23 protein-coding genes are annotated in these 26,547 nt (G+C 70.3%); 6 read left to right on the forward strand and 17 right to left on the reverse strand.

Features of this window, described 5'->3' with window-relative positions:
* Positions 1-29: 29 nt before the first annotated feature.
* The 13 genes from AB0N68_RS15235 to AB0N68_RS15295 form a co-directional block, all read right to left on the reverse strand.
* Positions 30-4,670: an ExeM/NucH family extracellular endonuclease gene (locus AB0N68_RS15235; protein ID WP_313362765.1), complete on the reverse strand. Its 4,641-nt coding sequence runs from the start codon at positions 4,668-4,670 to the stop codon at positions 30-32.
* A gap of 241 nt (positions 4,671-4,911) precedes the next feature.
* Positions 4,912-5,670 (reverse strand): SURF1 family protein, encoded by a 759-nt coding sequence (locus tag AB0N68_RS15240; RefSeq protein ID WP_187664106.1) that lies wholly within the window; start codon positions 5,668-5,670, stop codon positions 4,912-4,914.
* A gap of 57 nt (positions 5,671-5,727) precedes the next feature.
* Complete coding sequence (locus AB0N68_RS15245) at positions 5,728-6,843, reverse strand: GuaB3 family IMP dehydrogenase-related protein (RefSeq protein WP_025103746.1); 1,116 nt, start codon at positions 6,841-6,843, stop codon at positions 5,728-5,730.
* Positions 6,844-6,888: 45 nt separating this feature from the next.
* Positions 6,889-8,577: an ABC-F family ATP-binding cassette domain-containing protein gene (locus AB0N68_RS15250; protein ID WP_268777185.1), complete on the reverse strand. Its 1,689-nt coding sequence runs from the start codon at positions 8,575-8,577 to the stop codon at positions 6,889-6,891.
* A gap of 93 nt (positions 8,578-8,670) precedes the next feature.
* Complete coding sequence (locus tag AB0N68_RS15255) at positions 8,671-8,919, reverse strand: AbrB/MazE/SpoVT family DNA-binding domain-containing protein (RefSeq protein ID WP_259954249.1); 249 nt, start codon at positions 8,917-8,919, stop codon at positions 8,671-8,673.
* Between the two features lie 32 nt (positions 8,920-8,951).
* Positions 8,952-10,772 (reverse strand): sensor histidine kinase, encoded by a 1,821-nt coding sequence (locus AB0N68_RS15260; protein WP_187663435.1) that lies wholly within the window; start codon positions 10,770-10,772, stop codon positions 8,952-8,954.
* Positions 10,769-11,116 (reverse strand): response regulator, encoded by a 348-nt coding sequence (locus tag AB0N68_RS15265; protein ID WP_025103741.1) that lies wholly within the window; start codon positions 11,114-11,116, stop codon positions 10,769-10,771. The genes AB0N68_RS15260 and AB0N68_RS15265 overlap by 4 nt, the downstream gene beginning before the upstream one ends.
* Positions 11,113-11,256 carry a hypothetical protein gene (locus tag AB0N68_RS15270; protein WP_259954247.1) on the reverse strand — a complete coding sequence of 48 codons (144 nt, stop codon included), beginning with the start codon at positions 11,254-11,256 and terminating at the stop codon, positions 11,113-11,115. Before AB0N68_RS15270 ends, AB0N68_RS15265 begins: the two co-directional genes overlap by 4 nt.
* A complete protein-coding gene (locus AB0N68_RS15275) occupies positions 11,253-12,740 on the reverse strand; it encodes a glycosyltransferase family 2 protein (RefSeq protein WP_268777187.1) in 1,488 nt (495 codons plus the stop codon). Before AB0N68_RS15275 ends, AB0N68_RS15270 begins: the two co-directional genes overlap by 4 nt.
* Positions 12,740-13,453, reverse strand: a complete 714-nt coding sequence (locus AB0N68_RS15280; RefSeq protein WP_268777188.1) for a PHP domain-containing protein — start codon at positions 13,451-13,453, stop codon at positions 12,740-12,742. The genes AB0N68_RS15275 and AB0N68_RS15280 overlap by 1 nt, the downstream gene beginning before the upstream one ends.
* Positions 13,450-14,439, reverse strand: a complete 990-nt coding sequence (locus AB0N68_RS15285; protein ID WP_187663431.1) for an ATP-grasp domain-containing protein — start codon at positions 14,437-14,439, stop codon at positions 13,450-13,452. The genes AB0N68_RS15280 and AB0N68_RS15285 overlap by 4 nt, the downstream gene beginning before the upstream one ends.
* A complete protein-coding gene (locus AB0N68_RS15290; protein WP_259954244.1) occupies positions 14,439-15,485 on the reverse strand; it encodes a response regulator in 1,047 nt (348 codons plus the stop codon). The genes AB0N68_RS15285 and AB0N68_RS15290 overlap by 1 nt, the downstream gene beginning before the upstream one ends.
* A gap of 138 nt (positions 15,486-15,623) precedes the next feature.
* Positions 15,624-15,935 carry a DUF2277 domain-containing protein gene (locus AB0N68_RS15295; RefSeq protein WP_259954242.1) on the reverse strand — a complete coding sequence of 104 codons (312 nt, stop codon included), beginning with the start codon at positions 15,933-15,935 and terminating at the stop codon, positions 15,624-15,626.
* Positions 15,936-16,035: 100 nt separating this feature from the next.
* Between AB0N68_RS15295 and AB0N68_RS15300 the strand changes: the two genes are divergently transcribed.
* Entirely contained in the window at positions 16,036-16,446 is a 411-nt protein-coding gene (locus tag AB0N68_RS15300; RefSeq protein WP_268777189.1) for a hypothetical protein, read from the forward strand.
* A 74-nt stretch (positions 16,447-16,520) separates the two neighbouring features.
* On the opposite strand, the gene guaB is transcribed toward AB0N68_RS15300, so the two are convergent.
* The gene (gene guaB, locus AB0N68_RS15305; protein ID WP_025103734.1) at positions 16,521-18,023 is read right to left on the reverse strand and encodes an IMP dehydrogenase; all 1,503 of its coding nucleotides are present in this window, start codon (positions 18,021-18,023) and stop codon (positions 16,521-16,523) included.
* A 316-nt stretch (positions 18,024-18,339) separates the two neighbouring features.
* Here guaB and AB0N68_RS15310 point away from each other — a divergent pair, with 316 nt between their 5' ends.
* Genes AB0N68_RS15310 through AB0N68_RS15325 form a run of 4 tightly spaced genes read left to right on the forward strand, consistent with a single transcriptional unit; the run spans position 18,340 to position 22,359 of the window.
* Complete coding sequence (locus tag AB0N68_RS15310) at positions 18,340-19,626, forward strand: branched-chain amino acid ABC transporter permease (protein ID WP_187663427.1); 1,287 nt, start codon at positions 18,340-18,342, stop codon at positions 19,624-19,626.
* Between the two features lie 3 nt (positions 19,627-19,629).
* Entirely contained in the window at positions 19,630-20,607 is a 978-nt protein-coding gene (locus tag AB0N68_RS15315; protein WP_025103732.1) for a branched-chain amino acid ABC transporter permease, read from the forward strand.
* A complete protein-coding gene (locus AB0N68_RS15320; RefSeq protein ID WP_187663426.1) occupies positions 20,597-21,595 on the forward strand; it encodes an ABC transporter ATP-binding protein in 999 nt (332 codons plus the stop codon). The genes AB0N68_RS15315 and AB0N68_RS15320 overlap by 11 nt, the downstream gene beginning before the upstream one ends.
* Positions 21,592-22,359, forward strand: a complete 768-nt coding sequence (locus AB0N68_RS15325) for an ABC transporter ATP-binding protein (RefSeq protein WP_187663425.1) — start codon at positions 21,592-21,594, stop codon at positions 22,357-22,359. Before AB0N68_RS15320 ends, AB0N68_RS15325 begins: the two co-directional genes overlap by 4 nt.
* 64 nt (positions 22,360-22,423) lie before the next feature.
* Here AB0N68_RS15325 and AB0N68_RS15330 read toward each other — a convergent pair whose 3' ends face one another.
* The 3 genes from AB0N68_RS15330 to groES form a co-directional block, all read right to left on the reverse strand.
* Positions 22,424-23,680, reverse strand: coding sequence for an ABC transporter substrate-binding protein (locus AB0N68_RS15330; RefSeq protein WP_187663424.1), 1,257 nt, complete (start codon positions 23,678-23,680; stop codon positions 22,424-22,426).
* Between the two features lie 144 nt (positions 23,681-23,824).
* Positions 23,825-24,757, reverse strand: coding sequence for an EamA family transporter RarD (gene rarD / locus AB0N68_RS15335; RefSeq protein WP_259954236.1), 933 nt, complete (start codon positions 24,755-24,757; stop codon positions 23,825-23,827).
* A gap of 131 nt (positions 24,758-24,888) precedes the next feature.
* Positions 24,889-25,185 (reverse strand): co-chaperone GroES, encoded by a 297-nt coding sequence (gene groES, locus AB0N68_RS15340; protein WP_017203655.1) that lies wholly within the window; start codon positions 25,183-25,185, stop codon positions 24,889-24,891.
* A 150-nt stretch (positions 25,186-25,335) separates the two neighbouring features.
* Between groES and AB0N68_RS15345 the strand changes: the two genes are divergently transcribed.
* Positions 25,336-26,541 (forward strand): THUMP-like domain-containing protein, encoded by a 1,206-nt coding sequence (locus AB0N68_RS15345; RefSeq protein ID WP_280566782.1) that lies wholly within the window; start codon positions 25,336-25,338, stop codon positions 26,539-26,541.
* Positions 26,542-26,547 lie beyond the last annotated feature (6 nt).

Consider the following 26,547-nt stretch of genomic DNA (forward strand, 5'->3'; position numbering starts at 1 on the left):
GCCTCCGCCACGTCATCCGCCGATCGGCGTCAGAACCATCCGGTCAGGAGGTCCCACAGCCAGTCGACGATGTCCTTGATGATCCCGCCGATACCGCCGGCCCGGTTGACGGTCACGGTGGCCGTAGCCTCGTCCCCGTCCGCCTGCGCCACCGCGACGGTGTACTTCCCGGGCTGGGCGTTCTTCGGCACCGTCACCGAGGTGCTGAACGTGCCGTCCTGACGGACCTGCACCGTGCCGACCTCGACGCCCTGGCCCTTCTTCGGGCGGAGCTCCACCGTCACGGTCTCGCCGGGTTGGTAGCCCTCGCCGGTGATCGCGAGCTTCTTGCCCGCGGCCACCTTCGAGGAGCCGAGCGCGATGGTCCCCGCGAACTCCTCCTCGCCGGCGATCGTGAACGGCACCTGCACCGTGGTGCCCGTCGCCGGGACCTCGACCGTGAGCTGCTGCTCGCCGAACACCCCGGACGGCACCGTGAAGGTGAGGGTGGCGCGCCCGCCCTCGTCCGTGGTGTCCACGATGGTCGGGTCGATCGTGCCAGCCGCGAGCTGCGTGTCACCGAGCGACAGGGTGACGGCTCCCGGAGCCGCCTCGCCCCCGCTGAAGGCCAGCGAGGAGAGGGAGACGGTCACCTGGTCGCCCGCGCGGTAGCCGTCGGCGTCTGCCGGGCTGACCGTCACGCCGACCGCACGCTGGGCGAGGTCGGGCGAGGCCGTCTTGTTCGCGTCGAACCAGTCGACCATGGACTGCAGGTCGATCTTGCCGGTGTCCCGCTTGCCCGCGCCCTCCTTGAAGGTGGCGAAGTTGTCGCCGCCCGCAGCGAGGAAGGAGTTCGCCGCCACCGTGTACTCCCCGTTCGGGTCGATCGCAGTGCCGTTCAGCGTGATCGAGGTGATCCGCGAACCCGCGGCCGCCGTCGGGTCGTAGGTGTAGACCAGCCCCTCGGAGACGCCGAGCTTGAGGAACGGTCGCGCCGATCCGGCCGGCTGCCACTGCTCCTCCAGCACGCCCTTCAGCTGCGTGCCGGTGAGGGTCAGCGTGACCAGCGTGTTGGCGAACGGCTGGACGGTCGCCGCCTCCCGGTAGGTGACGTTGCCGTTCGGATCGTCGGCGTTGCTCGACGCGTAGGTCAGGTTGGCACGGATGCCGCCCGGGTTCATAAGAGCGATGTCCGCACCCGTGGACCACTTCTGCACGTCGGCGACGAAGTTGCCGATGGTGGACTCGCCACCGCGGTTCTCCGAGCCGTTGGTCTGCCGCGCACGGTTGAAGTCGGCGGTGATGTCGCCGACCTTCACGGCGCCCAGCACGTCGGCCTCCGCCTTCGCCTTGTCGACGATCGCCTGCACCTCCGGCACCGCCGGGTACAGCGGCTTGCCCGCAGCCGTGAGGGGCTTGATCTCGTTGGTGATCGAGAGCAGCTCCTTCGTCTTCGGGTCGACCTGGATGTTCATGAGGCCGAGGTTCTCGCCGTACTGCCCCGCCGAGACGACCGGCCGGCCATCGATGACGTGGTTGTAGGCGAGGTGCGTGTGCGCCGAGACGATCGCGTCCACGTCGTCGTCGACCCCGTAGACGATCTCGCCCAGCGGCGAGTCCTCGGTGATCGCGGACAGCGCGGTGCTCTCCGCGCCTTCGTGCACGAGCAGGATCACCACGTCCGCCTCGCCGTTGGCGGGGTCCCCGTCGCGCAGGTCGTCGGCCACGGCGTTCACGGAGTCGACGATGCTGCGCACCTCGAGATCAGCGATGCCCTCGGGCGAGACGAGCGAGTCGAGGTCTTCCGTGACGGCGCCCACGAATCCGACGCGCACGCCGTCGAGCTCCTTGACCCAGGCCGGGGCCAACGCGGGCTCACCGGTCTCGGTGAGGAAGACGTTCGAGGAGATGTACTCCCAGTCCGCGCGCTCCTGCACCCGGTCGCGCAGGTCTTCCCAGCCCTGGTCGAACTCGTGGTTGCCCGCCGCGCTCACGTCCAGACCGGCGGCGTTGAGCGCGTCGATCGTGGGGTTGTCGTCGTTGATGAACGAGGTGAACGTCGACGCCCCGATCAGGTCGCCGGCTCCGGCGAAGATCGTGTTCGGGTTCGCCGCACGGAACTGCTGCACCGCGCCGGCGAGCACGGCAGCTCCCGCCGCCGCCCCGTCAGCCTCGATACGGCCGTGGAAGTCGTTCACCGTCACCACGTCGATGCTCACCGGCGGGATCTCCGAGGAGACGCCGACGAGGATCGGGTCGTGATCGCTGGACCGGTAGGGGGTGCCCTCCTCGGCGGCGCCGAACGCATAGCCGCGGTCGCTCCACTCGGGGGAGTTGATTCCCCACACACCGGCGCCCGTGATCGACGGGACGAGCGAGGGCGAGGCGATCACGTGGTCGAGCGAGCCGAGCTCGCCGTCGAACGTGTAGGTGTACTGACCTGCGGCCTTGTCGGCGGCGACGTCGCTCCACCCCTGCGAGGTGAAGACGTCGATCGGGTCTTCCTGCCCGTAGGCGTTGAAGTCGCCGATCAGCAGCATGTCGCTGCTGCCGCTGCTCTCGGCCAGCTCGTCGGTGAAGTCGAGGACGGCCTGCGCCTGCTTCACCCGGTCGGCGTTGAAGAATCCCTGACCGTCGGCGGGCTCGGCCCCGGCGCCCTGCGGCGGGGACTTCGACTTCAGGTGGTTGGCGACGACGGTGACGACGCGGCCGTCGATGTCGAACGCCTGGGCGATCGGCTCGCGGGCGTTGCCCCACACGGACTCGTCGGTGACGGTGGCGCTGTCGCCCACCGTGCTCACGGCGTCCTTCTTGAAGATGATCGCGTTGGTGATGTAGTCCGTGGTCGCCGGGTCCTGCAGAGCCTCGGGGGTGCGCACGTAGTCCCACACGTCGGAGCCCGCGTCGGCGTTGAGGCCGGCGACGAGGTCCTTGAGGGCGGTGTCGACGGGCTTGCCCAGCTTGACCGAGTTCTCGATCTCCATCAGCGCCACGATCTCCGCGTCGAGGCCGTTGATGGCCGAGACGATCTTGGACTTCTGGATCGCGAACTGGGCCGCGTTCGCCGCGCCGCGGGCGTCGGCGTCCTCGCTCTTCAGCGTCGTGAAGTAGTTGTAGACGTTGAACGACGCCACCTGCGCATCACCGCCCACCTCCGGGGCCTCCGCGGGGCGCGGGTTCGTCGCCTCGAAGGTGACCTTGCGCTCCGCGGGGGAGGCGTCGTCGATCGGGACCACCGGCTGCAGACGCCAGTCGTCGAAGCCCCACTGGAGCACGTAGCCGTTGGACCCGAAGTCGACGGTGTCGCCGTTGCGGACCACCGTGTCCTCCGTGAAGTACGGCTGCTGGCCCGGGTGGCCGTTGTTGGTCACCTGGATGGACCAGGCGTCGTCGAGCAGGATGCGGTTGGCGCGGTTCTCGGCCGCGATGGCGGCGGCGTCGGCCCCGGGACGCGTGGTCTCGGTGCTCTTGACGTTGAGGTCGTCGCCGGCGTTCAGCCACAGCGCCCCGTAGTTGTAGAGCTGGTGGCTCGACGCGAGCCGGTACGTGCCGGTCGGGGCGACGTACATGTTCTCGTACTGCTCGCGGTCGGCACCGCGCACGGTGTCGGGGAGCGGCGTGAGCGCGGGCACGCCCACGCCGGCCGTGACCACCGAGACGTCCGCGACCGCGGCAGGGGCGATCTGGGTCTGACCGTAGTACTCGCTCACCGTGCCGGCCACCGAGACGAGGTCGCCGATCTCGAGCGTGGGCGCGAGCGCGTTCAGGAACACGAACACGCCGTCCGAGGCGCCCGGGGTCGCGTCGGTCTCGCCGCCCGAGCCCTGCGTCTGGATCACGATGCCCTTGTAGCCGCCGGTCCGGTGGTCCGCCGTGACGACGCCCTCGACGCGGACGCGCTGTCCGGCGAGCGGCGAGACGTCGCCGGTGCCCTGGACCTCCGCGATGGTGGCGGCCTTCGGCTCCGTCCCCGGCTCCTCGCCCGGGTCGGTGCCGGGATCCGTGCCGCCGGAGTTCTGCGGGGTGATGGTCGCCGACAGTGCGAAGTCGGCCTTGTTGTCGTCCGCGTCCGCACCGTCCGTGCGATTCAGCGACCGGACGTCGGTGTTGCTGGTGGGGGCGGTGGCCGCCGCCGTCTCGAAGGTGTTCGAGGTGCCGTAGCCGAGGAGGTCGATCACCCCGTCCACGCCGACGGTCGAGCCGGGGGTGAGGGTCACCGCCGCGGTGCCCTCGACGAGCGCCAGGGTGCCGTTGGTGCCGCTCGGGCTCAGCGTCGTGGTGGCGTCGGGAGTGGGCAGCGCGGCGCCGTTGGTGCCGTTGCTGTTCGCCTGCACGAGGAAGTAGCCGCCCGCCGGGATCGTCCCCTTCAGCGGTGCGACGCCGTTGAAGGCGCCGGTCCCGGCCGCGGAGCGGTACTGCAGGGACATGCCGTCGAGCGTGACGGGCGCCGTCGTCGGGTTGTAGAGCTCCACGAACTTGTTCGTGAACGCCGCCCCGGCGCTGCCGCCGGACAGATAGGCCTCGTTGATCACCACCCCGGTGCCCTCGGTGTTCGCCGATGCGGGCGCGGCCACCAGCGAGCCGAGGCTCAGGGCGGCGACGCACGTCGCGGCGAGAGCGCCCACGCGCCCTCGGATTCTGCGGTGCGAGACGGGGGTCAGGGTCTCCCCGTGCTCAGGAGCGGACATCATCGGTGCTGTCTCCTCGATCGTGTTCCGGCGCTGCTCAGGACGCTGTCATCGCACACATCGGGAACTCCCAGCGTGCGCACATGGAGCGAGCATACGGAGCGGTTCGGACATCCTCAACGGAGTTTTCCCATTGGTCATCCAGCGCTCACCGAATGGCCGCGACGCCCCCTGACGAAGGTTCACACGGAGCCGTCTGGACGCGCAGAAGCGCAGCGCCCGTCGCGCGGATGCGCAGTGGTCGTCAGACGGCCGCTGACCCCTCGGCGTCCTCGAACTCCTCCACCTCGCGCTCCCAGGCGTCCTTCGCCAGGCGGTACCAGAGGTAGAACGCGAAGCCCGCGAAGATGACCCACTCGGCGGCATAGAAGACGTTGAGCCAGTTGACCGGGGACTGCTCCTCCGGCGCGGGCGAGGCGATGTCGTCGAGCCCTGCCGTGGCGGTCGTGGAGGCGAGATACGGACGGTAGACGTCGAGCTGCTCGATGTCGTGCCAGCGGCTCAACAGAGCGGCCGGGGACATCCGGTCCATCTGCTCCGGATCGGAGCGCGGAGGCACCGACGGACCCTCATCCGAGATGACGCGACCGGCGACCTCGACCACGCCGCCGTCCGCCTCGGCTTCCAGACGCTCCACGGCGGCGTCGGCGGCCTCGCGATCCGGCGCCCAGCCGATGGCGACCGCCAGCGAGACGCGCTCGTCGACCCGGAGCTGTCCGGTGACCCAGTACCCCTCGGCGCCGTCGTTGAAGCGGCTGCCCACGACGAGGAAGTCCCCGGGGACCCAGACGCCCTCCGTCTCCACGCGCTGCCCGACGAGGGGCTCGGGGAGGTACTCCCCCGGCTGCACGACCTCGTCCAGCGGCCGGACCTGCTCGGTCGCCCCCGGCGCCGGTGGATCTGTCTCGATCGCCCGCTCCAGCTGCCATTGGCCGAGCCAGGCGAACACCCCGGCGACGACGAGGCACAGCAGCAGCATCGCGATCCAGCGTCCCCGCAGCATGACCTCACGAAGGGTCGGCGGGAAGGGGGCAGGTGCGGTCACGGTGATGCGGAGACCTCAGGCCTCGTACGGGGCCAGCACGACCTCCACCCGCTGGAACTCCTTGAGATCGGAGTACCCGGTGGTGGCCATCGACTTGCGCAGCGCGCCGATGAGGTTCGCGGTGCCGTCGGCGACCGGCGCCGGACCGTAGAGGATCTCCTCCAGCGTGCCGATCCCGCCGACCTCGACGCGTCGTCCGCGGGGCAGCTTCGGGTGGTGCGCCTCGGGGCCCCAGTGGAATCCCTGGCCGGGAGCGTCCGTCGCGCGAGCCAGGGCGACCCCGAGCATGACGGCGTCTGCGCCCATGGCGAGCGCCTTCACGATGTCGCCGGAGGTGCCGACGCCGCCGTCGGCGATCACGTGGACATAGCGCCCGCCGGACTCGTCGAGGTAGTCACGGCGAGCCGCGGCCACATCGGACACCGCGGTGGCCATGGGCGCGTGGATGCCGAGGGTGGCCCGGGTGGTGGACGCCGCGCCGCCGCCGAAGCCCACGAGCACGCCGGCGGCACCGGTGCGCATGAGGTGCAGGGCCGCCGTGTAGGTCGCGGCTCCGCCCACGATCACCGGCACGTCGAGGTCGTAGATGAACTTCTTGAGGTTCAGCGGCTCGGCCACGCTCGACACGTGCTCGGCGGAGACGGTCGTGCCCCGGATGACGAACAGGTCGACGCCGGCCGCGGCGACGGTGTCGTAGAACTCCTGCGTGCGCTGCGGGGTGAGGGAGCCGGCGACGGTGACGCCGGCTTCGCGGATCTCGGCGAGTCGGCGGGTGATGAGCTCGGGCTTGATGGGCTCCGAGTAGAGCTCCTGCATGCGCACGGTCGCGCGGTCCTCCGCGAGGCCGGCGATCTCGGCGAGGAGCGGCTCCGGGTCCTCGTACCGGGTCCAGAGCCCCTCGAGGTCGAGCACCCCCAGGCCGCCGAGCTGCCCGAGCATGATCGCGGTGCGCGGGCTGACGACCGAGTCCATCGGCGCCCCGAGCACCGGGATCTCGAAGCCGAAGGCGTCGATCGTCCATGCGGTGGACACGTCCTCGGGGTTCCGCGTGCGCCGCGAGGGCACCACCGCGATGTCGTCGAACGTGTACGCGCGACGCGCGCGCTTTCCTCGGCCGAGCTCGATCTCCATGGTCACCCGTCCAGCCTACCCGCCGCCCGGCGGCCTCTGCGGCGGTCAGCGCGCACGCGCCACCCGCCGCTCGTCCCAGACCGGCTCGTCGGATTCGTAGACCTCGCCGTCCGTGCCGAACACGAGGAACCGGTCGAAGGAGCGAGCGAACCATCGGTCGTGGGTGACCGCGACCACGGTGCCCTCGAAGCGTCCGAGCGCCTCCTCCAGCGCCTCGGCCGACTCCAGGTCGAGGTTGTCGGTGGGCTCGTCGAGGAGGAGGAGGGTCGCGCCGGACAACTCGAGCAGGAGCACCTGGAACCGCGCCTGCTGTCCGCCGGAGAGCGACTCGAACGCCTGCTGGGCCTGGCGGACGAGGCCGTACCTGTCCAGGGCCGAGCTCGCCGCGTCCCGGGGCATGCCGTCGCGGAGGTCGTCCCCCCGATGCAGGATCTCCAGCAGCGTGCGGCCGACGAACTCCGGGTGCGCGTGGGTCTGCGCGAAGAGCCCCGGCACCACGCGGGCGCCCAGCACCGCGCGTCCGGAGTGCTCGACGGGGCGGAGGTCCTCCGCGACCGCGGTCACATGTCCCAGGGACGGATCCGGGTCGGTGCCACCGCGGGCCAGCAGTCGCAGGAAGTGCGATTTGCCTGAGCCGTTCGACCCGAGCACGCCCACCCGGTCGCCGTACCAGATCTCGGTGTCGAAGGGCCGCATGAGACCGGTCAGCTCGAGTCGGTCAGCCACGACCGCCCGCTTCCCGGTCCTGGCCCCGCGGAGGCGCATGTCGAACTCCTGCGCCGGGGGCCGCTCCTCGGGCGGGCCCGCCTCCTCGAACTTCCGCAGTCGCGTCTGCGCCGCCTGATACCGGGACGCGAAGCCGTCGTTCGCGGACGCCTTGACCTTGAGGTTCGCCACCAGGATGCGGAGCTTCTCATGCTGCTCGTCCCACCGCCGGCGCAGCTCGTCGAGCCGGTCCATCCGATCGGCGCGCGCCTGATGGTAGGTCGCGAAGCTCCCGCCGTGCACCCAGGCGGTCGACCCCGCCGCACCGGGTTCCAGCGTGATCAGCCGATCGGCGGCTCTGGCGAGGAGCTCGCGGTCGTGCGACACCAGCAGCACGGTCTTGTCCGTGGCGCGCAGCCGCTCCTCGAGCCACCGCTTGGTCGGCACGTCGAGGTAGTTGTCCGGCTCGTCGAGCAGGAGCACCTCATCGGGGCCACGGAGCAGCGCCTCCAGGGCGAGCCGTTTCTGCTCTCCGCCGGAGAGGGAGGTGAGCTCGCGGTACCGTGCCCGCTCGAACGGCACGCCGAGCGCTGCCACGGTGCACTGATCCCACACGGTCTCGTGCTCGTATCCGCCGGCGTCCGCGTACTCGGCGATGGCGGAGGCGTAGGCCATCTGGGTGTCGTGCTCGTCGCGGTCGATGAGCGCGTTCTCCGCGGCCTCCAGCGCCTCCGCCGCCGCACGGAGACGCGTGGGGGCCACCCGCACGAGCAGCTCGTGCACGGTCTGGCCCGGCTCGCCGTGCCCGACGAACTGGTCCATGACGCCGAGTCCGCCGTCGATGGTCACCACCCCGTCGTCGGCCGGCTGCTCGCCGCGGATGATCCGCAGCAGCGTCGTCTTCCCCGCCCCGTTCGGCCCGATCAGAGCGCTGGTCGAGCCCGCCCCGACCCGGAACGACACCTCGTCGAGAAGCGGTCTGCCGTCGGGAAGCGTCAGTGAGATCCCGGATGCGTCGATGTACCCCACGGGCGTGGCCGTCCTTCCGCCCGCGGACAGCGAGCCGACCAGGCTATCAGTCCGCGCGGCTTCGCGACCACCGGGACGAGCCTTCCGGGCCCGTCAAGCCGCGTCTTCCTGCGCTGCGGCCGCTCGACGCTCATCGTGGAGCGCGTTCGCCAGACTGGCACCGGTGAGCTGCGCACGGACAAGTGTCCGCGCCTGCTCCCGTGCGAGGAGGACGACGCCGCCGCGGTCCTCCTCGATCATCAGCAGAGTGACGCCCTCGTTCCAACGCTGCCGCGCGCGCAACTCGCCGGGAATGACCAGGTGCCCGTGGTCATCCAGCGAAGCAGTGAAGGTGGCGGTCATGACGCCCACCGTACCGCTCCCCCACCGATGTGTCAGTCCGCGCGACTGAGGGTCTGCAGCACCTCGGTCTTGGGAGCCGCCGGGAGCACGAACCGGAACTCGGTGCCCACGCCCTCCTCGCTGGTCACGTCCATCGATCCGCCGTGGGCCAGCACGATCGCGCGCGTGATCGTGAGACCCAGCCCCACCCCCGGGACGGCGTTGCGCGTGGCCGTCGAGGCGCGGAAGAACCGGGTGAAGAGCATGCGCTGCTCGTCCTGCGGGATCCCGACCCCGGTGTCGGCGATGGCGACCTGCACCCCGCCGTCGAGGCGACGCACGGCGGCCGTCACTCGCCCCCCGCGCGGGGTGAACTTGATGGCGTTCGAGAGGAGGTTGTCCACCGCCTGCCCGAGGCGTCCGGGATCGACCAGCAGCGGGATCGGCTCGTCACCGACCTGCAGCTCCAGTTCGATCCCCTCGCGCTGCGCATGCGGCCCCGCCGAGGCGACCGCCGAGCGCACGAGGTCCGCGATGTCGGCCTCGTCCCGCTCCAGGGGAAAGCGCCCCGATTCCACCTGCGCCGTGAAGAGCAGATCGCCGACGAGGTTCAGCAGGCGCTTCGCGTTGCGCTCGATGATGCCGACGAACTCCTGCTGGTCCTCGGTCAGGGGCTGACCGGGGTCGTTCTGCAACAGGTCGAGGAAGCCGATGATCGCACTCAGCGGCGTCCGGAGCTCATGGGAGATCATCCCCACGAACTCGTCCTTCATGCGCGCGACCTCGACGGCTCTGGTCTCGTCCGTGAGCACGAACAGGTAGCCCTGCTGCGCGCCGGACGGATCCTTGTGCGGGGTGACGGTCACCCGCGCCGGCACCGTCGTGCCACCCGCGGTCCTCACCTCGATGTCGCCGTCGACGGTATGGCCGGCGTCCGCGTGGGCGAAGAGCTCGCGGAGCCCGTCCGGCACTCCTGCGCGGTCGGGCGCCCCGCCCTGCCCCGCCGGCACCCCCGAGACGTCTTCGCGCGACGCGGTGTCCTCGGCGAGCATCTTCAGCGCCGACGGCGAGAAGAAGCGGTCGACGCGCACGTCGTCGAGAGCCTCATCGTGGGAGAGCCCGAGCAGGCGGACGGCCCCGGGGTTCCACGCCGTGACGCGCCCCTCGCGATCGGTGCCGATCACGGCCTGCGCGGTGATCGACGCCCACAGGCCCTCGAACGAGTCGAGCAGCACGCGGTACTCGTGCTCCTTCTGACGAAGCTGCACGATCATCGAGACGTTCTCGGACAGCGCCTTGGTCCGCTCCGTGACCAGTTCCTCCGCCTGCTGCACCCGCAGCCGCTGCTGCCGGGAGAGCTCGTTCACCACGGCCGCGACGGCCGCGAAGACGAGCGGACCGACGACGCCGCGGAGCCACACCACCGCGTTCGTCGGCGGTTCGACGACGTAGGGGATCAGCAGCGCGAACGACGTGAACGCGCCGACGACGAAGACCCAGCGGATCCCCGGCGCCGCCGCGATCCAGATCACCGGGAGCAGCACGAGCGATCCGAAGAGCGAGGCCGCGCCTCCCGTCCCTGCACGGAAGAGGCCCAGTCCCAGGATGTCGACCATCGGCACCAGCAGCACGATCCAGCCCTCGCGGATGTGCAGCGCGCTGAGCACCCCGGCGTGGAGCGTCGCGACGAGCACGACCGCGAGGCCGGTCAGCGCGAGGGCCACATCGGTGAACGGCAGGCTGGGGATGGCCCAGGTCATCACGCCCGCGATCGCGGCGGCGACGAGAGTCGGGACCTGCTTGACGATCGGGCTCGGGTTGTCGACGACCCGGTACCAGCGGTTCTCGGCACGCTCCAGCGGCGTGGCCCTCATCGCGGCACCCGCTCCACGGCCCGATGCAGGTCCGCCCCCGTGATGGGCTTCGGCAGCGCGGCGTCAGCCGGTGGATACTCCGCGACGTCCAGCACCGAGCTGACGATGAGGAAGCACTCCGGGTAGCGTTCGTGGATCAGCCGGCAGCACGCCTGACCGGAGATGCCGGGGAGCAGCAGGTCCAGGACGGCGACCTGGGGGTCGATGTCCGGGAAGGCGGCGATGGCAGACTCCGCATCGGGCGCGACGAACACGTCGAAGCCCTCCCGATCGAGGTACCGCCCCAGGAGGGTCGCCTGATCCGGAGCGTCCTCGACGACCAGGGCGAGCGGCCGTCCGGTCATCGCAGGAGCATCTCTCGGACGACGACGATCACGACCACGACGGCGAGGGAGATGAGCGCCTGCGGGATGAGGCGGCGCTCCTTCCGGGCGTCGGCCGCGATCTCCTCCACCTCGGCGTCGTGCGATGGTGCGTCGGTCATGAGTCGACCCGTCCGATCTTCTCGGTCTTGATCCAGGAGGCATCCGCGCGACGCCACTCCTTGAGGTACGAGTCGGCGGTGATCGCGCACAGCAGTGATCCGTAGCCGCAGACGTAGAGCAGCAGGCCCGCGAAGAAGCGTCCGGCCGGAAGCGGCTCGACCGCCCGCGCGAGCCAGATGCCGAGCATCGACACCGGCCCCCAGAGGGCGAACGCCAGCAGCCACAGCACACGCGTCTGCTCCGTCGACTCCTGCCCGGCCGCGCCGATCAGGCCGTCCAGGGCCCAGGGGAACAGCGCCAGGGCCATGAGGATCAGCGCCCCGAGCCCCGGGAACATGATCGCCTCGCGCCAGGACTGCCGCCCGATGCGCGGATCGAGCTGGACGGAGTAGAGCATCGAGAAGATGTAGATGGCCGCCGCGGCGATCCACATGAACCGGAACACGAACTCCGCGACGTCGCTGTGCAGGAGCAGGAGGACGATCATCGCGGTGGCGGCGAGGAGCAGGAGCGCCGGCATCAGCAGGATCGTGAACCAGGCCAGCCCGAAGGGGATGCTGCCCAGGTTGTGGTCGCGACTCGGACGGAACCAGAGCTTCTTGTAGATCGAGGTGAGCTGCACGTTGCCGCGCGCCCAGCGCAGCCGCTGCTTCCAGAGACTGTCGATCGTCCGCGGCTCCTCGGCGAGCACCACGGCGTGCGGCTCGAACACCATCCGGCGGCCGTGGAGCTGACTCTCGAAGGTCGTCATGGTGTCCTCGGCGAGCGTGCCCGTCGGGATGCGACCGCCGATCGCCTCGAGGTTCGCGCGGGAATGCAGCTGGGCGCCCCCGGCGAGGCAGGCGATCGCTCCCCCGACGTTCTGCGTGCGCCGTGCCGAGAGCTGGCCGATGACGTACTCGATCGCGATGAACCGGGTGAGGTAGTTGCGGTCCCTACTGCCCTCCGCGATGTAGGCCGTGACGGCCCCGACCTCTTCGTCCGCGAGGTGCCGGGTGAGCTTGCGCAGGGAGTCCCGCGCGAAGATCACGTCGGCGTCCATGATGAGCACCGCTTCGGTCCACGGGTCGGCGAGCACGACGTCGAGGCCGTGGTTCAGCGTGTGCGCCTTGCCCTCGCCACCCTTCTCGCGCCGCAGGTGCACGACCCGTCCCGGGTAGGTCGCCGCCTTCTGCTGCACGATCGCCGGGGTGTCGTCCGTGGATGCGTCGTCGACGACGAAGACGCGGAGGCGCTCGGCGGGGTACTCGAGCTGGAGCAGCCGCTCGATCGCGGGGCCGATGACCAGGCCCTCGTTCCACGCCGGGATGACCACGGCCACGTTCGGGTGGTACGGCGCGGCCTTGCCGTAGTGATTGCGGAAGGCGTGCAGCGGCAGCATGAGGAACTGCAGCCCGGTGTTGACGACCGGGAGCGTGCCGATCAGCACGCAGAGGAGGAGGATGACGACGACGACCGTCTCGATCCAGGTCAGCTCGGGCATCAGCGTCCTTCCGTCCCGTCGAGCAGCGGGAGGATGCGGGAGTACCGGCCGACGTCTGCGGCCACGTGGCTGTCGGTGGACGCGACGATCCCGGCACCCGCGCGCTCCAGCGCGGTCAGCGCCTCCGCGCCGGGGCACACCCACTTCTCGTTGACCTCGACGAGGGTATCCGTCTCCGCGGCGGCGCGAGCCCAGGCCTCGAGGCGCTCGGCTCCGAGCTCCTCCTCCGCGAGACCGATCTTCGGCAGGATCGAGAAGCAGTGCGCGAGCTGGTTGCCCGGATGGCGTCGCATGGTCGCGATGACCGCGTCCGTGAACTGGTCGAGGACGTCGACCGGCGCCCACCCCGCGGCGATGCGCTCGCGGACGGCGGTGGGACCGAGCGGCCCGTCCACGCCGGGGAACTGATGGTCGGCGATGAGGATCCGGTCGATGCCCTCAGGCAGCACCGGGATGTCGAGTTCCCCCGAGGCGTCGAGGATCTTCGCCTCGACGCCCGTGAGCACCGTGAGTCCGTCCGGAACGCGCAGCCGACGGACCGCGGCGAGGTACTCCGGCACCCAGGTCGTGCTCTGCCGTACGTGGTCGACGAGGCGGACCGTCTCGAGACCGACGGCCGCAGCGGCGGCGACGTTCTCCTCCAGCGTGGAGACCGCGTCATCGGAGAACGTGGAGTGGACGTGGTGGTCTCCGCGCAGGGCGGGATGGCTCACAGTTCCTCCTGGTGACCGGCGTGCGCCGACACGAGCACGTCGTCGACCTCGACGATCACGTCCTCCAGGAAGCGCACCGATGCGACCTCGCGGAAGGGCACCTGCACCGGGATCTCCCGGCCGAGGAAGAGGTCGGCGACGAGCGACGGGATGTCGACTCCGGCGGCGATCGTCAGCGGGAGCGCCCCGGGGAAGCGCGGGTTGACCTCGAGCAGCACGGCCCGCCCGTCCCGGTCGCGACGGAGCTGCACGTTGGCGACGCCCACGAGGCCGATCGCCCGCGCGATGGCGGCGGCGGTCTCCTCGAGCTCGGGATCGCGGAGGGTGCGACCGGCGATGGCGACCCCCGAGTCCACACGGGCGCGGGTGCGCGGGACCGCCGCGACCACACCGCCGGACGCGTCGGCGATCACATCGACCGAGTACTCCTCGCCCGGGAGGAAGTCCTGCACGATCAGCCCCTCATCGGTGGGGAGGGCGGCGAGCGCCTCGGCGTCCGGGACGAGGCGCACACCGCGACTGCCCGCACCCTGGCGGGGCTTGGCGAACACCGGGAACTCCCACGCGACTTCCGCGGCATCCGGCCCGGCGAGCACGGTGCGCGGCACGCGACCGGTCGGCGCGCAGCGCTCCGCGAGGGCGAGCTTGTCGAGGGCCGTGTGCAGCGTGTCGGCGGGCGGCGCGGCGAGGACCGCGGGGGCCAGCTCGTCGCGGCGGTCCGCGAGGGCGATCAGCTCCACGTCGACGGTCGAGATCACGAGGTCGAGACCGTCCTCCGCGACCATCCGCGCGATCGCCGGCACGAAGTCCTCGTCACGCCCCGGGGGAACCAGACGGCGTTGCGCCGGTGGCACGAGGTAGATGCCGCTCGCCCATCCGTCCATGTCGGCCGCGAAGACCGTCAGATCGGGCCGTCGCAGCAGGGAGCGGATCACGGCGACGCCGGCGGGGCCTCCGGCTCCGGTGACCAGTACGCGCTTCGTCATCAGCTCTCCCGTCGACTCAGTTCATGGGCGCCGATGAACTCGGCGGTCTCGCGCACGACCTCCAGCGGCTCGACCGCCTCGCCGCCGCCGAACCGCGACCAGTAGCGTGCGGTGGCGGTGACGAACTCCGGCGCGAGATACTCCCGGTTCGCCGCGGTCTGGGACTGGAAGCACTCCAGCAGCCGCAGCTTGTCATCCAGGAAGCGGTCGATGCGGACGAAGCGCGTGGGCCGGTAGTCGATGGTCGCGGAAGGGCTCTGGTAGCAGGCGACCGTGCCGACGCGGCGGGTCGCGACGATCGTCGCCTCGTTCACCGCGCGGTGATCCTGGTGGCGGTCGTGGTGCGAGTGCGTGTAGACGATGGTCGGCTGGATCTCCTGCACGACCTCCTCGATGAGGCGGACGGTCGATCCTCCGCCCGAGATCTCGGTGTCGATGAGGTCTTTGACGAACAGGCGCGCCCCCACCTGCTCGGCCGCGGCGAGCGACTCATGCTGGCGACTGTCCGCGTCACCGCCGCGCGCTCCGCGGGAGAGCGTGAGGATCGTGATCTGATCGCCGGCGGCCGCGTGCGCCGCGAGGATGCCGCCGACGCCGATCTCGACGTCGTCCGGGTGCGCCCCGATCGCGAGGACGACCTCGCCGGTCTTCGCCTCCGCCTTCCGGCGCCGGGACTCCTCGACGAGCCGGGCGACCGACTCCACGAGTCGGGCGTTGTCGAGCGGCTTGGTGAGGAACTCGTCGGCCTGCGCCCGGAGCGCCGACACGGCGTACTCGACCGAGACGTGCGCGGTCATCACGACGACCGGCACGGTCGGCATGAGGCGCCGCAGTTCCGCGAGCAGCTCCAGGCCGCTGAGCCCCGGCATCTCGATGTCGGTCACGACGACGTCGGGTTTCACCGCCGCGGCCTTCTCGAGCGCCGATCGGCCGTCGTCCGCGAGATCGACGACGCAGCCTGCACGCCGTTCCAGGACGGTCTTGACGAGCAGGGCGACGTCGTGGTCGTCGTCGACGACGAGGATGCGAGGGGGGACCTCAGCCATGTACAGCTCTCCTTGGGGAGATTCCCTGCCGGGGGGATTCGGCGGTGCGAGCTCGGTGCCTTCATCACCGGGCCGCAGGGAAAGTCGAGCGGGGTACGTCGATTCTGGCACAGGGCTCCACCCCCGGCCCGCAGCGCGTCAGCCCGCGCGCGCCGCCCGCTTCTCCTCCTGATAGACCCGGATCGCCTCGTAGCGCTCCGCCGATCGCGCCCGCCTCTTCGCCGCCTGCTCCTCGCGGTTCTTGGGCGGTGCCGAGGTCACGAGATCGTCGAGCAGCCGCCGCGTGGCCACGGCGATCTCGGCCACCGCGCGATCGAACACCTCGCGGTTCGCGCGCGAAGGCGCCGTCGTCCCGGAGATCTTGCGGACGAACTGGAGCGCGGCCTCCTGGCACTCCTCATCCGTGGCTGCGGGCTCGAGGTTGTTCAGAGGCACGATGTTTCGGCACATACCGGCACCGTACGCGCGGCGCGCGGGGCCCGGAAGGGGGATGGCATGCCCGTCCCTCCGTCGCTACGCTCTGGGCTACGACCGGAACCGAGGAGAGATCATGACCGACGCACCGTCGCCCGACGCCCCGCCGCCCTACAACCCGCCGCCGCCCGGCGGCGCGCCCTCGCCGTATCCCGCGGCCTCCGCTCCCCCGCCCGGCGCCCCCTACGCGCAGGACGTGCCGACCTCGCCGCCCGGGCGGGTGCTGTCGATCATCGGCCTCGTGCTGGCGTTCCTGCTGCCGCCGGTCGGCCTCATCCTCAGCATCATCGCCGCCGTGCAGCTCGGCAAGGCGAAGGCCCCCAAGGGCATCGCGATCGCCGGCATCATCGTCGGAGCCATCCTGACGATCTTCGCGATCATCGGGATCGTCCTGCTGGTGACCGTGCTGGCCGGCGTGATCGGGACGTGCGCCGAGCTCGGACCCGGGGTGTGGGACGTCGGCGGCGTCACCTACCGCTGCGGCTGACCGCACCGCGGACGACGAGGGGCCGGATGCAGCGCATCCGGCCCCTCCTGCGTCCCCCTTCCCGGGGGCCGCTGTCACTTCTTGTAGTTCGGCGCCTCGACGACGATCTGCACATCGTGCGGGTGCGACTCCTTGAGTCCCGCCGAGGTGATGCGCACGAACTTGCCGCGCTGCTTGAGCTCCTCGATGGTGCGCGCACCGACGTAGAACATCGACTGCCGCAGCCCGCCGACGAGCTGGTAGGCGACGGCGGAGAGCGGGCCGCGGTACGGGACCTGGCCCTCGATGCCCTCCGGGATCAGCTTGTCGTCACTGGGCACGTCGGCCTGGAAGTAGCGGTCCTTCGAGTACGAGGTCTGCTTGCCGCGCGTCTGCATGGCGCCGAGCGATCCCATCCCGCGGTACTGCTTGAACTGCTTGCCCGACTGGAAGACGATCTCGCCCGGCGACTCGTCCGTGCCGGCGAGCAGCGAGCCGAGCATCACGGCGTCGGCGCCGGCGACCAGGGCCTTCGCGATGTCGCCCGAGTACTGCAGGCCGCCGTCGGCGATCACCGGGACGCCGGCCGGACGCGCCGCGAGCGACGCCTCGTAGACGGCCGTCACCTGCGGCACGCCGACACCGGCGACCACGCGCGTCGTGCAGATCGAGCCGGGACCCACGCCCACCTTGACCGCGTCGACCCCCGCGTCGACCAGCGCCTGCGCGCCCTCGCGGGTGGCGACGTTGCCGCCGATGACGTCGATGTGCGCGAACGACTCGTCGGCCTTGAGGCGCTTGACGAGGTCGATCACGCCCTGGGACTGGCCGTTGGCGGTGTCGACGACGAGCACGTCGACACCGGCGTCGCGGAGGGCCTCGGCGCGCTCCCAGGCGTCGCCGAAGAAACCGATCGCCGCGCCCACCCGCAGGCGGCCCTGGTCGTCCTTGGTGGCGAGCGGGTACTTCTCGCTCTTGTCGAAGTCCTTGATGGTGATGAGGCCGGCGAGCTTGCCGTCCTCGTCGATGAGGGGCAGCTTCTCGACGCGGTGCTTCGCGAACAGCGCGATGACCTCGCCTGCCGCGACGCCCACCGGGGCGGTGACGAGGTTCTCCCTCGTCATGACGTCCTTCACGAACGTGCTCTGGCGCTCGAAGCCGGAGACGAAGCGCATGTCCCGGTTCGTGATGATGCCGACCAGACGACCCTCGTCGTCCACGACCGGGAGACCGGAGATCCGGTACTTGGCGCACAGCGCGTCGACCTCCTCCACGGTCGCGTCCTGCGTCGTGGTGATGGGGTCGGTGATCATGCCGGACTCGCTCCGCTTCACGCGGTCGACGTGCGCGGCCTGGTCGGCGATCGAGAGGTTGCGGTGCAGGATGCCGATGCCACCCTCCCGCGCCATGGCGATCGCCATGCGGGACTCGGTCACGGTGTCCATCGCGCTGGAGAGGAGCGGCGTCGCGACGGAGATCCGCCGCGTGATCCGGGACGACGTGTCGGCCTCGCTGGGGATGACGTCGGTGTGCCCGGGGAGCAGCAGCACGTCATCGTAGGTCAGTCCGACGAAGCCGAAGGGATCGTGCTGGTCCATGGAATCTCCTCCTGCGCGAGTGGCGCGGATCCGGGTGCGAATGGGGGGTCGACGTCGGCCGGTGCGCGGGCGTGACCCGTATGGAGATTCTAAGCGAGACACGCCCGAGAACATTCCCAGAGCCCTGTCGTTACCGGACCGTTGGCCCGGACGATAGGTGAATCGCCGATCGCCCATTACGCTCAAGTGCGTCGTCCATCCCCGCGGTTCGACCCGAGTCCGCGGAGACAGCACTCACAGTGGAGGTTGCGTGGGACCCACAGCACTCGCCGGACCGCGAAAGCGCCCTTGGGCCTTCGCCTTCTTCGGAATCCTGATGGCGCTCGCGGCATCGCTCCTCCTCCCTCCCTCAGCCGCATCCGCGGAGACGACGGACGACGGCCAGGAGGTCACCGACTTCTACTTCGCCGGCGTCGTCACCGACGGCGACGAGCCCGTCGAGGGCGTCGTGATGACGATCGAGGGGAACGGCTTCGACGCCGAGACCGAGACCGACGCCGAGGGCAAGTGGCGGCTGTACGTGCCGGAGAAGGAGACGTACACCCTGACGGTCGACGAGTCCACGCTTCCGGACGGCGTGATCGTCGACGCGACGCAGCTCCCCGAGGGGATCCAGCCCGTCTCGGGCACGACCGCCTCGTTCGAGCTGGAGTTCGGGCTCACCGGCACGAAGATCGTGAACTTCTTCCTGGGCGAGGGCGAGCGGGTGACCGTCTCCTTCCTCGACCAGCTCCTGTCGCGCATGGTGGGCGGTCTGAACTTCGGTCTGCTGCTGGGGCTCGCCTCGATGGGCGCCGCGCTGATCTACGGCACGACCCGGCTGTCGAACTTCGCGCACGGCGAGATGGTGAGCTGGGGCGCGGTGGTCACGCTCGTCGTCACCTCGTTCTGGCAACTCCCGCTGTGGGCCGGCATCATCGCCGCGGTCATCGGCGGTGCGGCGCTCGGCTGGGCTCTGGACGCCGGCATCTGGAAGCCGCTGCGGCGCCGGGGTCTGGGCGTCGTCCAGCTCATGATCGTCAGCATCGGCCTCTCGCTGGCCCTCCGCTACGGTCTGCAGTACATCATCGGCGGCAACACCTATCAGCTGCCCGGTTCCAGCCCGGAGCCCATCCGTCTCGGGCCGATCTCCCTGTCGTACATCGACCTGATCGGCATGGCGACCAGCATCATCGTGATCCTCGGCGTCGCGTTCTTCCTCACCCGCACCCGCACCGGCAAGGCGACGAGGGCGATCTCGGACAACCCGCAGCTCGCCGCCGCCTCCGGCATCGACGTGGACAAGGTCATCCGCATCGTCTGGATCCTCGCCGGCACCCTGGCCGCGATCTCCGGGATCCTCTGGGCGTACTTCCGCCCCGGCGTGAAGTGGGACATGGGTATGCAGATGCTGCTGCTGATGTTCTGCGCCATCACGCTCGGCGGGCTCGGCTCGGCGATCGGCGCCCTGATCGGCTCGATCATCGTCGGCCTCGCGGTCGAGGTGTCCACGCTCCTCGGGGTGCCGACCGACCTCAAGTACGCCAGCGCCCTCGTCGCGCTGATCATCATCCTGCTCGTGCGACCGCAGGGCATCCTCGGACGCAAGGAAAGGTTGGGCTGACGCATGGACTTCGGAAGCATCTTCGGCAACACCGCCTCCTACCTGTTCAGCCCGACGACGATCGCCTACGCGCTCGCGGCCACCGGCCTCGCTGTGCACTTCGGCTACACGGGTCTGCTCAACTTCGGCATGGCGGCCTTCATGGCGATCGGCGGCTACGGCTACGCGATCTCGATCCTCACCTTCGGCTTCCCGTGGTGGCTGGGCGTGCTCGTCGGCATCACCGGCGGAGCGCTCTTCGCCCTGCTGCTGGGCATCCCGACGCTGCGTCTGCGCGCCGACTACCTCGCCATCGCGACCATCGCGGCCGCGGAGGTCGTGCGCCTGATGTTCGTCACGGAGCTGTTCAAGGACTGGACGAACTCCGCCGGCGGGCTCTCCGGCTACCACCAGAGCTTCCGCGATGCCAACCCGTTCCCTCCGGGGACGTACGGCTTCGGCCCGTGGACGTACAACGCGAACGACCTCTGGGTGCGTGTGTTCGGTCTGCTCACCCTCGCTCTGACGATCCTCGTGGTCTGGGCGCTCATGCGCAGCCCGTGGGGCCGCGTGCTCAAGGGCATCCGCGAGGACGAGGACGCCGTGCGGTCGCTCGGTAAGAACGTCTTCGCGTACAAGATGCAGGCGCTCGTGGTGGGTGGTGTGATCGGTGCGCTCGGCGGCATCGTCTTCGTCCTGCCCTCGGCGGTCATCCCCGGCAGCTACTCGACGTCGCTGACGTTCTTCCTGTGGACGATCCTGCTCCTCGGCGGTGCGGCGACGGTCTTCGGCCCGACGCTCGGCGCCGTGCTCTTCTGGGTGGTGTTCGCCTTCCTCGGCGCGCTCCTCCCCGCGATGGCCACGGCCGGCTACCTGCCCATGACGAGCGCGCAGGCCGACGTGGTGCGCTACATCCTCATCGGCATCGTGCTGATGCTCATCGTCGTGTTCCGCCCGCAGGGCATCTTGGGGAACAAGAGGGAGATGACCTTTGTCAAGTGAGAACGACGCGGCCGTCACGCCCGCGAAGAGCGCTCCCCGCGCCAAGACCACCGGCCTCGCCGCGGGTCCCGCCGCCCCCGGAGTCAAGAAGGTCGACCCGATCCTCGTCGTGGACGCGGTGCAGCGGCGCTTCGGCGGACTGACCGCCGTCGACGTCGATCACCTCGAGATCCCGCGTGGCGCCATCACGGCACTCATCGGCCCCAACGGCGCCGGGAAGACCACACTGTTCAACCTCCTCTGCGGGTTCGACAAACCCAACAGCGGTACCTGGTCGTACGACGGCAAGAGCCTCTCCGGCATCCCGTCCTTCAAGGTCGCCCGGATGGGCCAGGTGCGCACCTTCCAGCTCACCAAGTCGCTGTCGCTGCTGACCGTGCTGGAGAACATGAAGCTCGGCGCGAAGGACCAGCGCGGCGAGGGCTTCTGGGCCGGGCTCTTCCCCTTCCTCTGGCGCGCGCAGGAGCAGGAGATCGAGCAGCGGGCCCACGAGCTCCTCGTGCGCTTCAAGCTCGACGCCAAGGAGCAGGACTTCGCCGCCTCCCTCTCCGGCGGTCAGCGCAAGCTCCTGGAGATGGCACGGGCGCTCATGAGCGACCCGAACCTGGTGATGCTCGACGAGCCGATGGCCGGGGTGAACCCCGCCCTCACGCAGTCGCTCCTCGACCACATCCTCGACCTCAAGGACCTCGGGATGACGGTGCTCTTCGTGGAGCACGACATGCACATGGTGCGTCACATCGCCGACTGGGTCGTCGTGATGGCCGAGGGGCGCGTGGTGGCCGAGGGGCCTCCGGAGACCGTCATGGAGGACCCCGCGGTCGTGGACGCCTACCTGGGCGCCCATCAGGACGTGGACCTCGGCGCCGTCACCGGCCGCCTCCCGGTGATCTCGGACGCCGACGCGGAGCGCATCCGCGAGCAGATCGAGACGGAGGTCGAGGCCGAGGTCGAGGCCGAGGACGCCGCCGAGGAGGACAAGGCATGAGCACCGCGATCCCCGCCGAGGGCACCCCCGAGACCGGCGACGTCATCGTCGAGCTGAAGGACGTGCACGCCGGCTACCTGCCGGGAGTGAACATCCTCAACGGCGCGAACCTCGTCGCCCGCCAGGGCGAGCTCATCGGCATCATCGGCCCGAACGGCGCCGGGAAGTCGACGCTCCTCAAGGCGATCTTCGGCATGGTGAACGTCCGCGAGGGCGATATCACCGTCAAGGGCGAGAGCATTGTCGGCCTCAAGGCCGACAAGCTCGTACGCCGCGGTGTCGCCTTCGTGCCGCAGACGAACAACGTGTTCCCGTCGCTCACCATCCAGGAGAACCTGGAGATGGGGCTCTACCAGAACCCGAAGATCTTCGCGGAGCGGCTCGAGTTCGTCAGCAGCATCTTCGCGGAGATCGGCAAGCGCCTGAAGCAGCGTGCGGGCTCGCTCTCCGGCGGCGAGCGCCAGATGGTCGCCATGTCCCGCGCGCTCATGATGGACCCGTCCGTGCTGCTGCTGGACGAGCCGTCCGCCGGCCTCTCCCCCGTGCGGCAGGACGACGCCTTCATCCGCGTCTCCGACATCAACAAGGCGGGCGTGACGACGATCATGGTCGAGCAGAACGCCCGTCGGTGCCTGCAGATCTGCGACCGCGGCTACGTGCTCGACCAGGGGAAGGACGCCTACGAGGGCACCGGTCGGGAGCTGCTGAACGATCCGAAGGTCATCGGCCTCTACCTCGGCACCCTCGGGACCGACGCCGCCTGAGACCTCGCGCCGCACGATGAAGGCCCCGGATGCCGAAGCACCCGGGGCCTTCCTCGTGCGGTGTTTACTTGATGCGCGAGGTGACGTTCTCGGCGTCGAACTCGTAGACGCCGATCGCGGCACCCTTCGGGTCGTTGTTCTCGTCGAACGTGATCTCGCCGGAGAGGCCGTCGTAGTCCGGCGTGCCGCCGTCGTTGATGATCGCGGCGCAGTCGGCGAAGTTGTCGCACTTCTCGCCGTCGCCGTCGCCGCCGGAGACGGTGATCATCTCCGCCGCGATGTCCGGGCCCTCGACCGAGCCGGCCTTCAGCGCCGCCAGAGCGATGAGGACCACGGCGTCGTACGCCTCGGCCGAGTAGGTCACGGCGTCGATCGGGTCGTTGCCCTCGGCCGTCCAGACCTCGTTCAGCTGGTCGAGGAAGTCCTGCGGCAGCTCGGCGCCGGCGCGGGTGCCCTTCGAGCCCTCGAGGCTCACCGGGATGTCGGCGCCCCAGTCCTTGAGGTTGCCGTCGACGAGGTACAGCGAGCCCGTGTCGACCCCGGCGTTGCCCAGCAGCGGCGCGATGGTGGCGAACTGGTCGTAGGAGACGACAGCGACGGCGTCCGGGTTCGCCGCGGCGATCTCCGAGACCTGCGCGTTGAACTGACCGTCACCCTGGTTGTACGACGCATCGGCGACGACCTCGCCGCCGGTGCTCTCGAACGTGGCCTTGATCGCCTCGAACAGGCCCGTGCCGTACGGGTCGTTCTGGTAGATGATGCCCAGCGTCTTGTGGCCGTCCTCGGCGATCTCGTTGCCGAGGACCTCGCCCTGGAGGTTGTCGCTCGGTGCGGTGCGGAAGTACAGCGGGTTGATGCCCGTGAAGTCCGGCGAGGTGTTGGACGGGGACACCGTGAGGATGTCCGCACCCGCGTTGCCGTCGAGGATGAGCTTGGTGACGCTGGAGGACGCCGCGCCGATCATGGCGGTGATGTCGCCGTTGCGCAGGTTGGTGATGGAGGTCTCGTAGGCCTTGTTGTCGAGGTCGCCCTCGTCGCCCGTGCTGAGGTCGATCGTGATGCCGGCGTCGGCCTCGTTGATCTGGTTGACGGCGAGCTGGACGCCGGCCTCCATCGGCGCGCCCAGGAACGCGAGCGTACCGGTGGCGGGCAGCAGCGAACCGAGCTTGAGCGTCAGGTCGGCGGCGGGCTTGTCGCCGCCCCCGTCCGACGGCTCCGCATCGGGCGTGCTGCTGCAGCCCGCGATGATGAGGGCGGAGGCGCTGACCAGCGCGATCCCGGCGAAGATCCTCGCGCTGCGCGAGCCCTTCAGTGCGTTCATGATGCTCCCTTGCGTAAACGAACGTGGATGATGACCACAGTCGGGTGCTCTAACACTAGGGCGTGCGCCCCGCGCGCAGGAGGGGCAAGTATCTCGGTGCGTTAACGATCCAGGGCCGCCGTTTCGGGGCGCGGGCAGGACCGATCAGAGCGCCGCGGCGCGGGTGGCACGACGGCCGCGACGCGCGGCGAGGAGCAGATCGACGACGAAGACCGCGATCGCGACCCACACCAGGAGGAACCCGATCCAGCGCTCCGGCGGCATCGGCTCGTGCAGCACGACGACCCCGATCACGAACTGCAGGACCGGGGTGAGGAACTGCAGCATCCCGATGATCGTGAGGTCGACGCGACGCGTGCCGGCCGCGAACAGCAGCAGGGGGACAGCCGTGGCCACCCCCGCGAAGGCGAGCAGCACGGCGTGCGGCCAGCCCGCGGTCCCCATCGTCAGGCCGACGGGCGTCGTCGCCACGACCACGAGCTGCACCACCGCGATGGGGATCAGCCAGAACGACTCGAGCGTCAACCCGCTGACCGCGTCGACGGCAGGGCCGATCTTCTTCTTGATGAGCCCGTACAGACCGAAGGAAGCGGTGAGGGTCAGGGCGATCCAGGGGACGTGGCCGTACGCCACGATGATGACGACGACCGCGACGGCCGCGATCCCGACCGCCGCCCACTGCAGACGGCGGAGGCGCTCCTTGAGGACGAAGACGCCGAGCAGCACGGTGGTGATCGGGTTGATGAAGTAGCCGAGCGCCGTCTCCACCACGTTCTCGCTCAACGTGCCGAGGACGAAGACCTGCCAGTTGACGTAGATGAGCAGGCCGGCGAGGGCCGTCCACCCGAGCAGTCGCGGACTCCGGACGATCGCGAGGAAGGCGGGCCATCCCCTCGTGACGGTGAGCAGCAGAAGACAGAAGACGAAGGAGAGCAGCACCCGCCAGGCGACCACCTCCCACGGCCCGGTGGGCTGCAGCAGGAGGAAGTAGAGCGGCAGCACGCCCCACAGGAGGTATGCGCTCCCGGCGTAGGCGACGCCCGCCGTCCGGGTGGCGCGGGTCGTCTCGGGGGTCACCGCACAACCCTATGCCCGCGAGGACGAGGGCCGCGCCGCTCCGGACGCGGAAGAGGGCCCGGATGCCGAAGCATCCGGGCCCTCTTCGGACCGGGTTCCCGTCCGCCGTGCAGAGGGAACCGAGTGTGCGATCAGCGGACGACGACCGCCAGGACGTCGCGAGCCGACAGGACGAGGAACTCGTCCGCGCCGAACTTCACCTCGGTGCCGCCGTACTTGCTGTAGAGCACGCGGTCGCCGACGGCGACGTCGAGCGGAACGCGGTTGCCGTTGTCGTCGATGCGGCCGGGGCCGACCGCCACGACCTCGCCCTCCTGGGGCTTCTCCTTGGCGGTGTCGGGGATGACCAGGCCACTCGCGGTGGTCTGCTCGGCCTCGACCTGCTTGATGACGATGCGGTCCTCGAGCGGCTTGATGGAAACCGACACGGTCTACCTCTTCTTTCTTGACGCTGACACGAAAGACTCGTTCGCACTCTCAACCCGAGAGTGCTAATGCCAGTGTAGGCGGTCGGCTGGCACTCATGCAATGCGAGTGCCAACCCGGGTCACACGTCACGCGGGTCCTAGGCTGGGAGGGTGGAGATGTCCGAGCTGCGCGCCCTGCTGACCCCCGCCGGCCTCGAGCTGCTCGACGCGCTCCGGCCGGTCACCTCCACCGCCGAGGCGGCCGCAGCCGTCTCCCGACTGCGTGCTGCGGGACACTCCGCCGACCTCGTCTCCGCCGTCGTCGGGCAGGCGCACCTGCGCGCCAGGGCCGCGGCGAAGTTCGGCCCCTTCGCCGCCCGCATGCTGTTCACCCGCGCGGGCCTCGAGCAGGCCACCCGCCTCGGCGTGGCCGCCCGCCACGCCCAGCGGATCCGCCGAGCCGGCCTCACGAGCGTCGCGGACCTCGGCTGCGGGATCGGCGGCGACGCCCTCGCGTTCGCCGGCGCGGGACTGGCGGTGCACGCGGTGGACGCCGACGAGGTGACCGCGGCCCTCGCCGCCTACAACCTCGCCCCGTTCGGCGACGACGCCACCGTCCGGCACGCCACGGCGGAGGACGCGCTCGGAGAGCCGGTCCCCGGCCAGGCGATCTGGATGGATCCCGCCCGCCGCACCTCCGGACACAGCGAGACCCGGCGCGTCTCCGCCGACGACTACTCGCCGTCCCTCGACTGGGCGTTCGCCGTCGCCGCGCAGCGCCCCACCGGGATCAAGCTCGGCCCCGCCCACGACCGCGACGCCCTGCCCGCGGACGCGGAGACGCAGTGGGTGAGCGCCGACGGCAGCGTCGTGGAGCTCGTCGTCTGGTCCAGGGAGCTGGCCAGGGAAGGGGTCCGGCGCTCGGCCCTGGTGATCCGCGGCGAGCGCTCGCACGAGCTCACCGGCCCTGCCGATGCCGAGGACGCTCCGGTCCGACCGCTCGGGGCCTTCCTCCACGAGCCGGACGGCGCCGTCATCCGGGCGCGCCTCATCGGCGACGTCGCCCGCAGCCTCGATGCGGGGATGCTCGACCCGCGCATCGCCTACCTCACCTCCGATGCCGCGCTGACGAGCCCGTTCGTGCAGTCCTTCCGCGTCCGGGAGACGCTGCCGATCACGCCGAAGACGATCAACGCGGCCCTGAAGACGCACGGCATCGGCCGCATCGAGATCAAGAAGCGCGGGGTCGACGTCGACCCCGCGGCCTTCCGGCGCAAGCTGACCCTGCGCGGCGACGCCGAGGCGACCCTGATCCTCGCCCGCTTCGGCGATCAGCGACGCGCGATCCTCGCCGACCGGGTGCCCGCCGCGGACTGAGAGCGA

The organism is Microbacterium meiriae (assembly GCF_040685015.1).
Classification (GTDB): domain Bacteria; phylum Actinomycetota; class Actinomycetes; order Actinomycetales; family Microbacteriaceae; genus Microbacterium; species Microbacterium meiriae.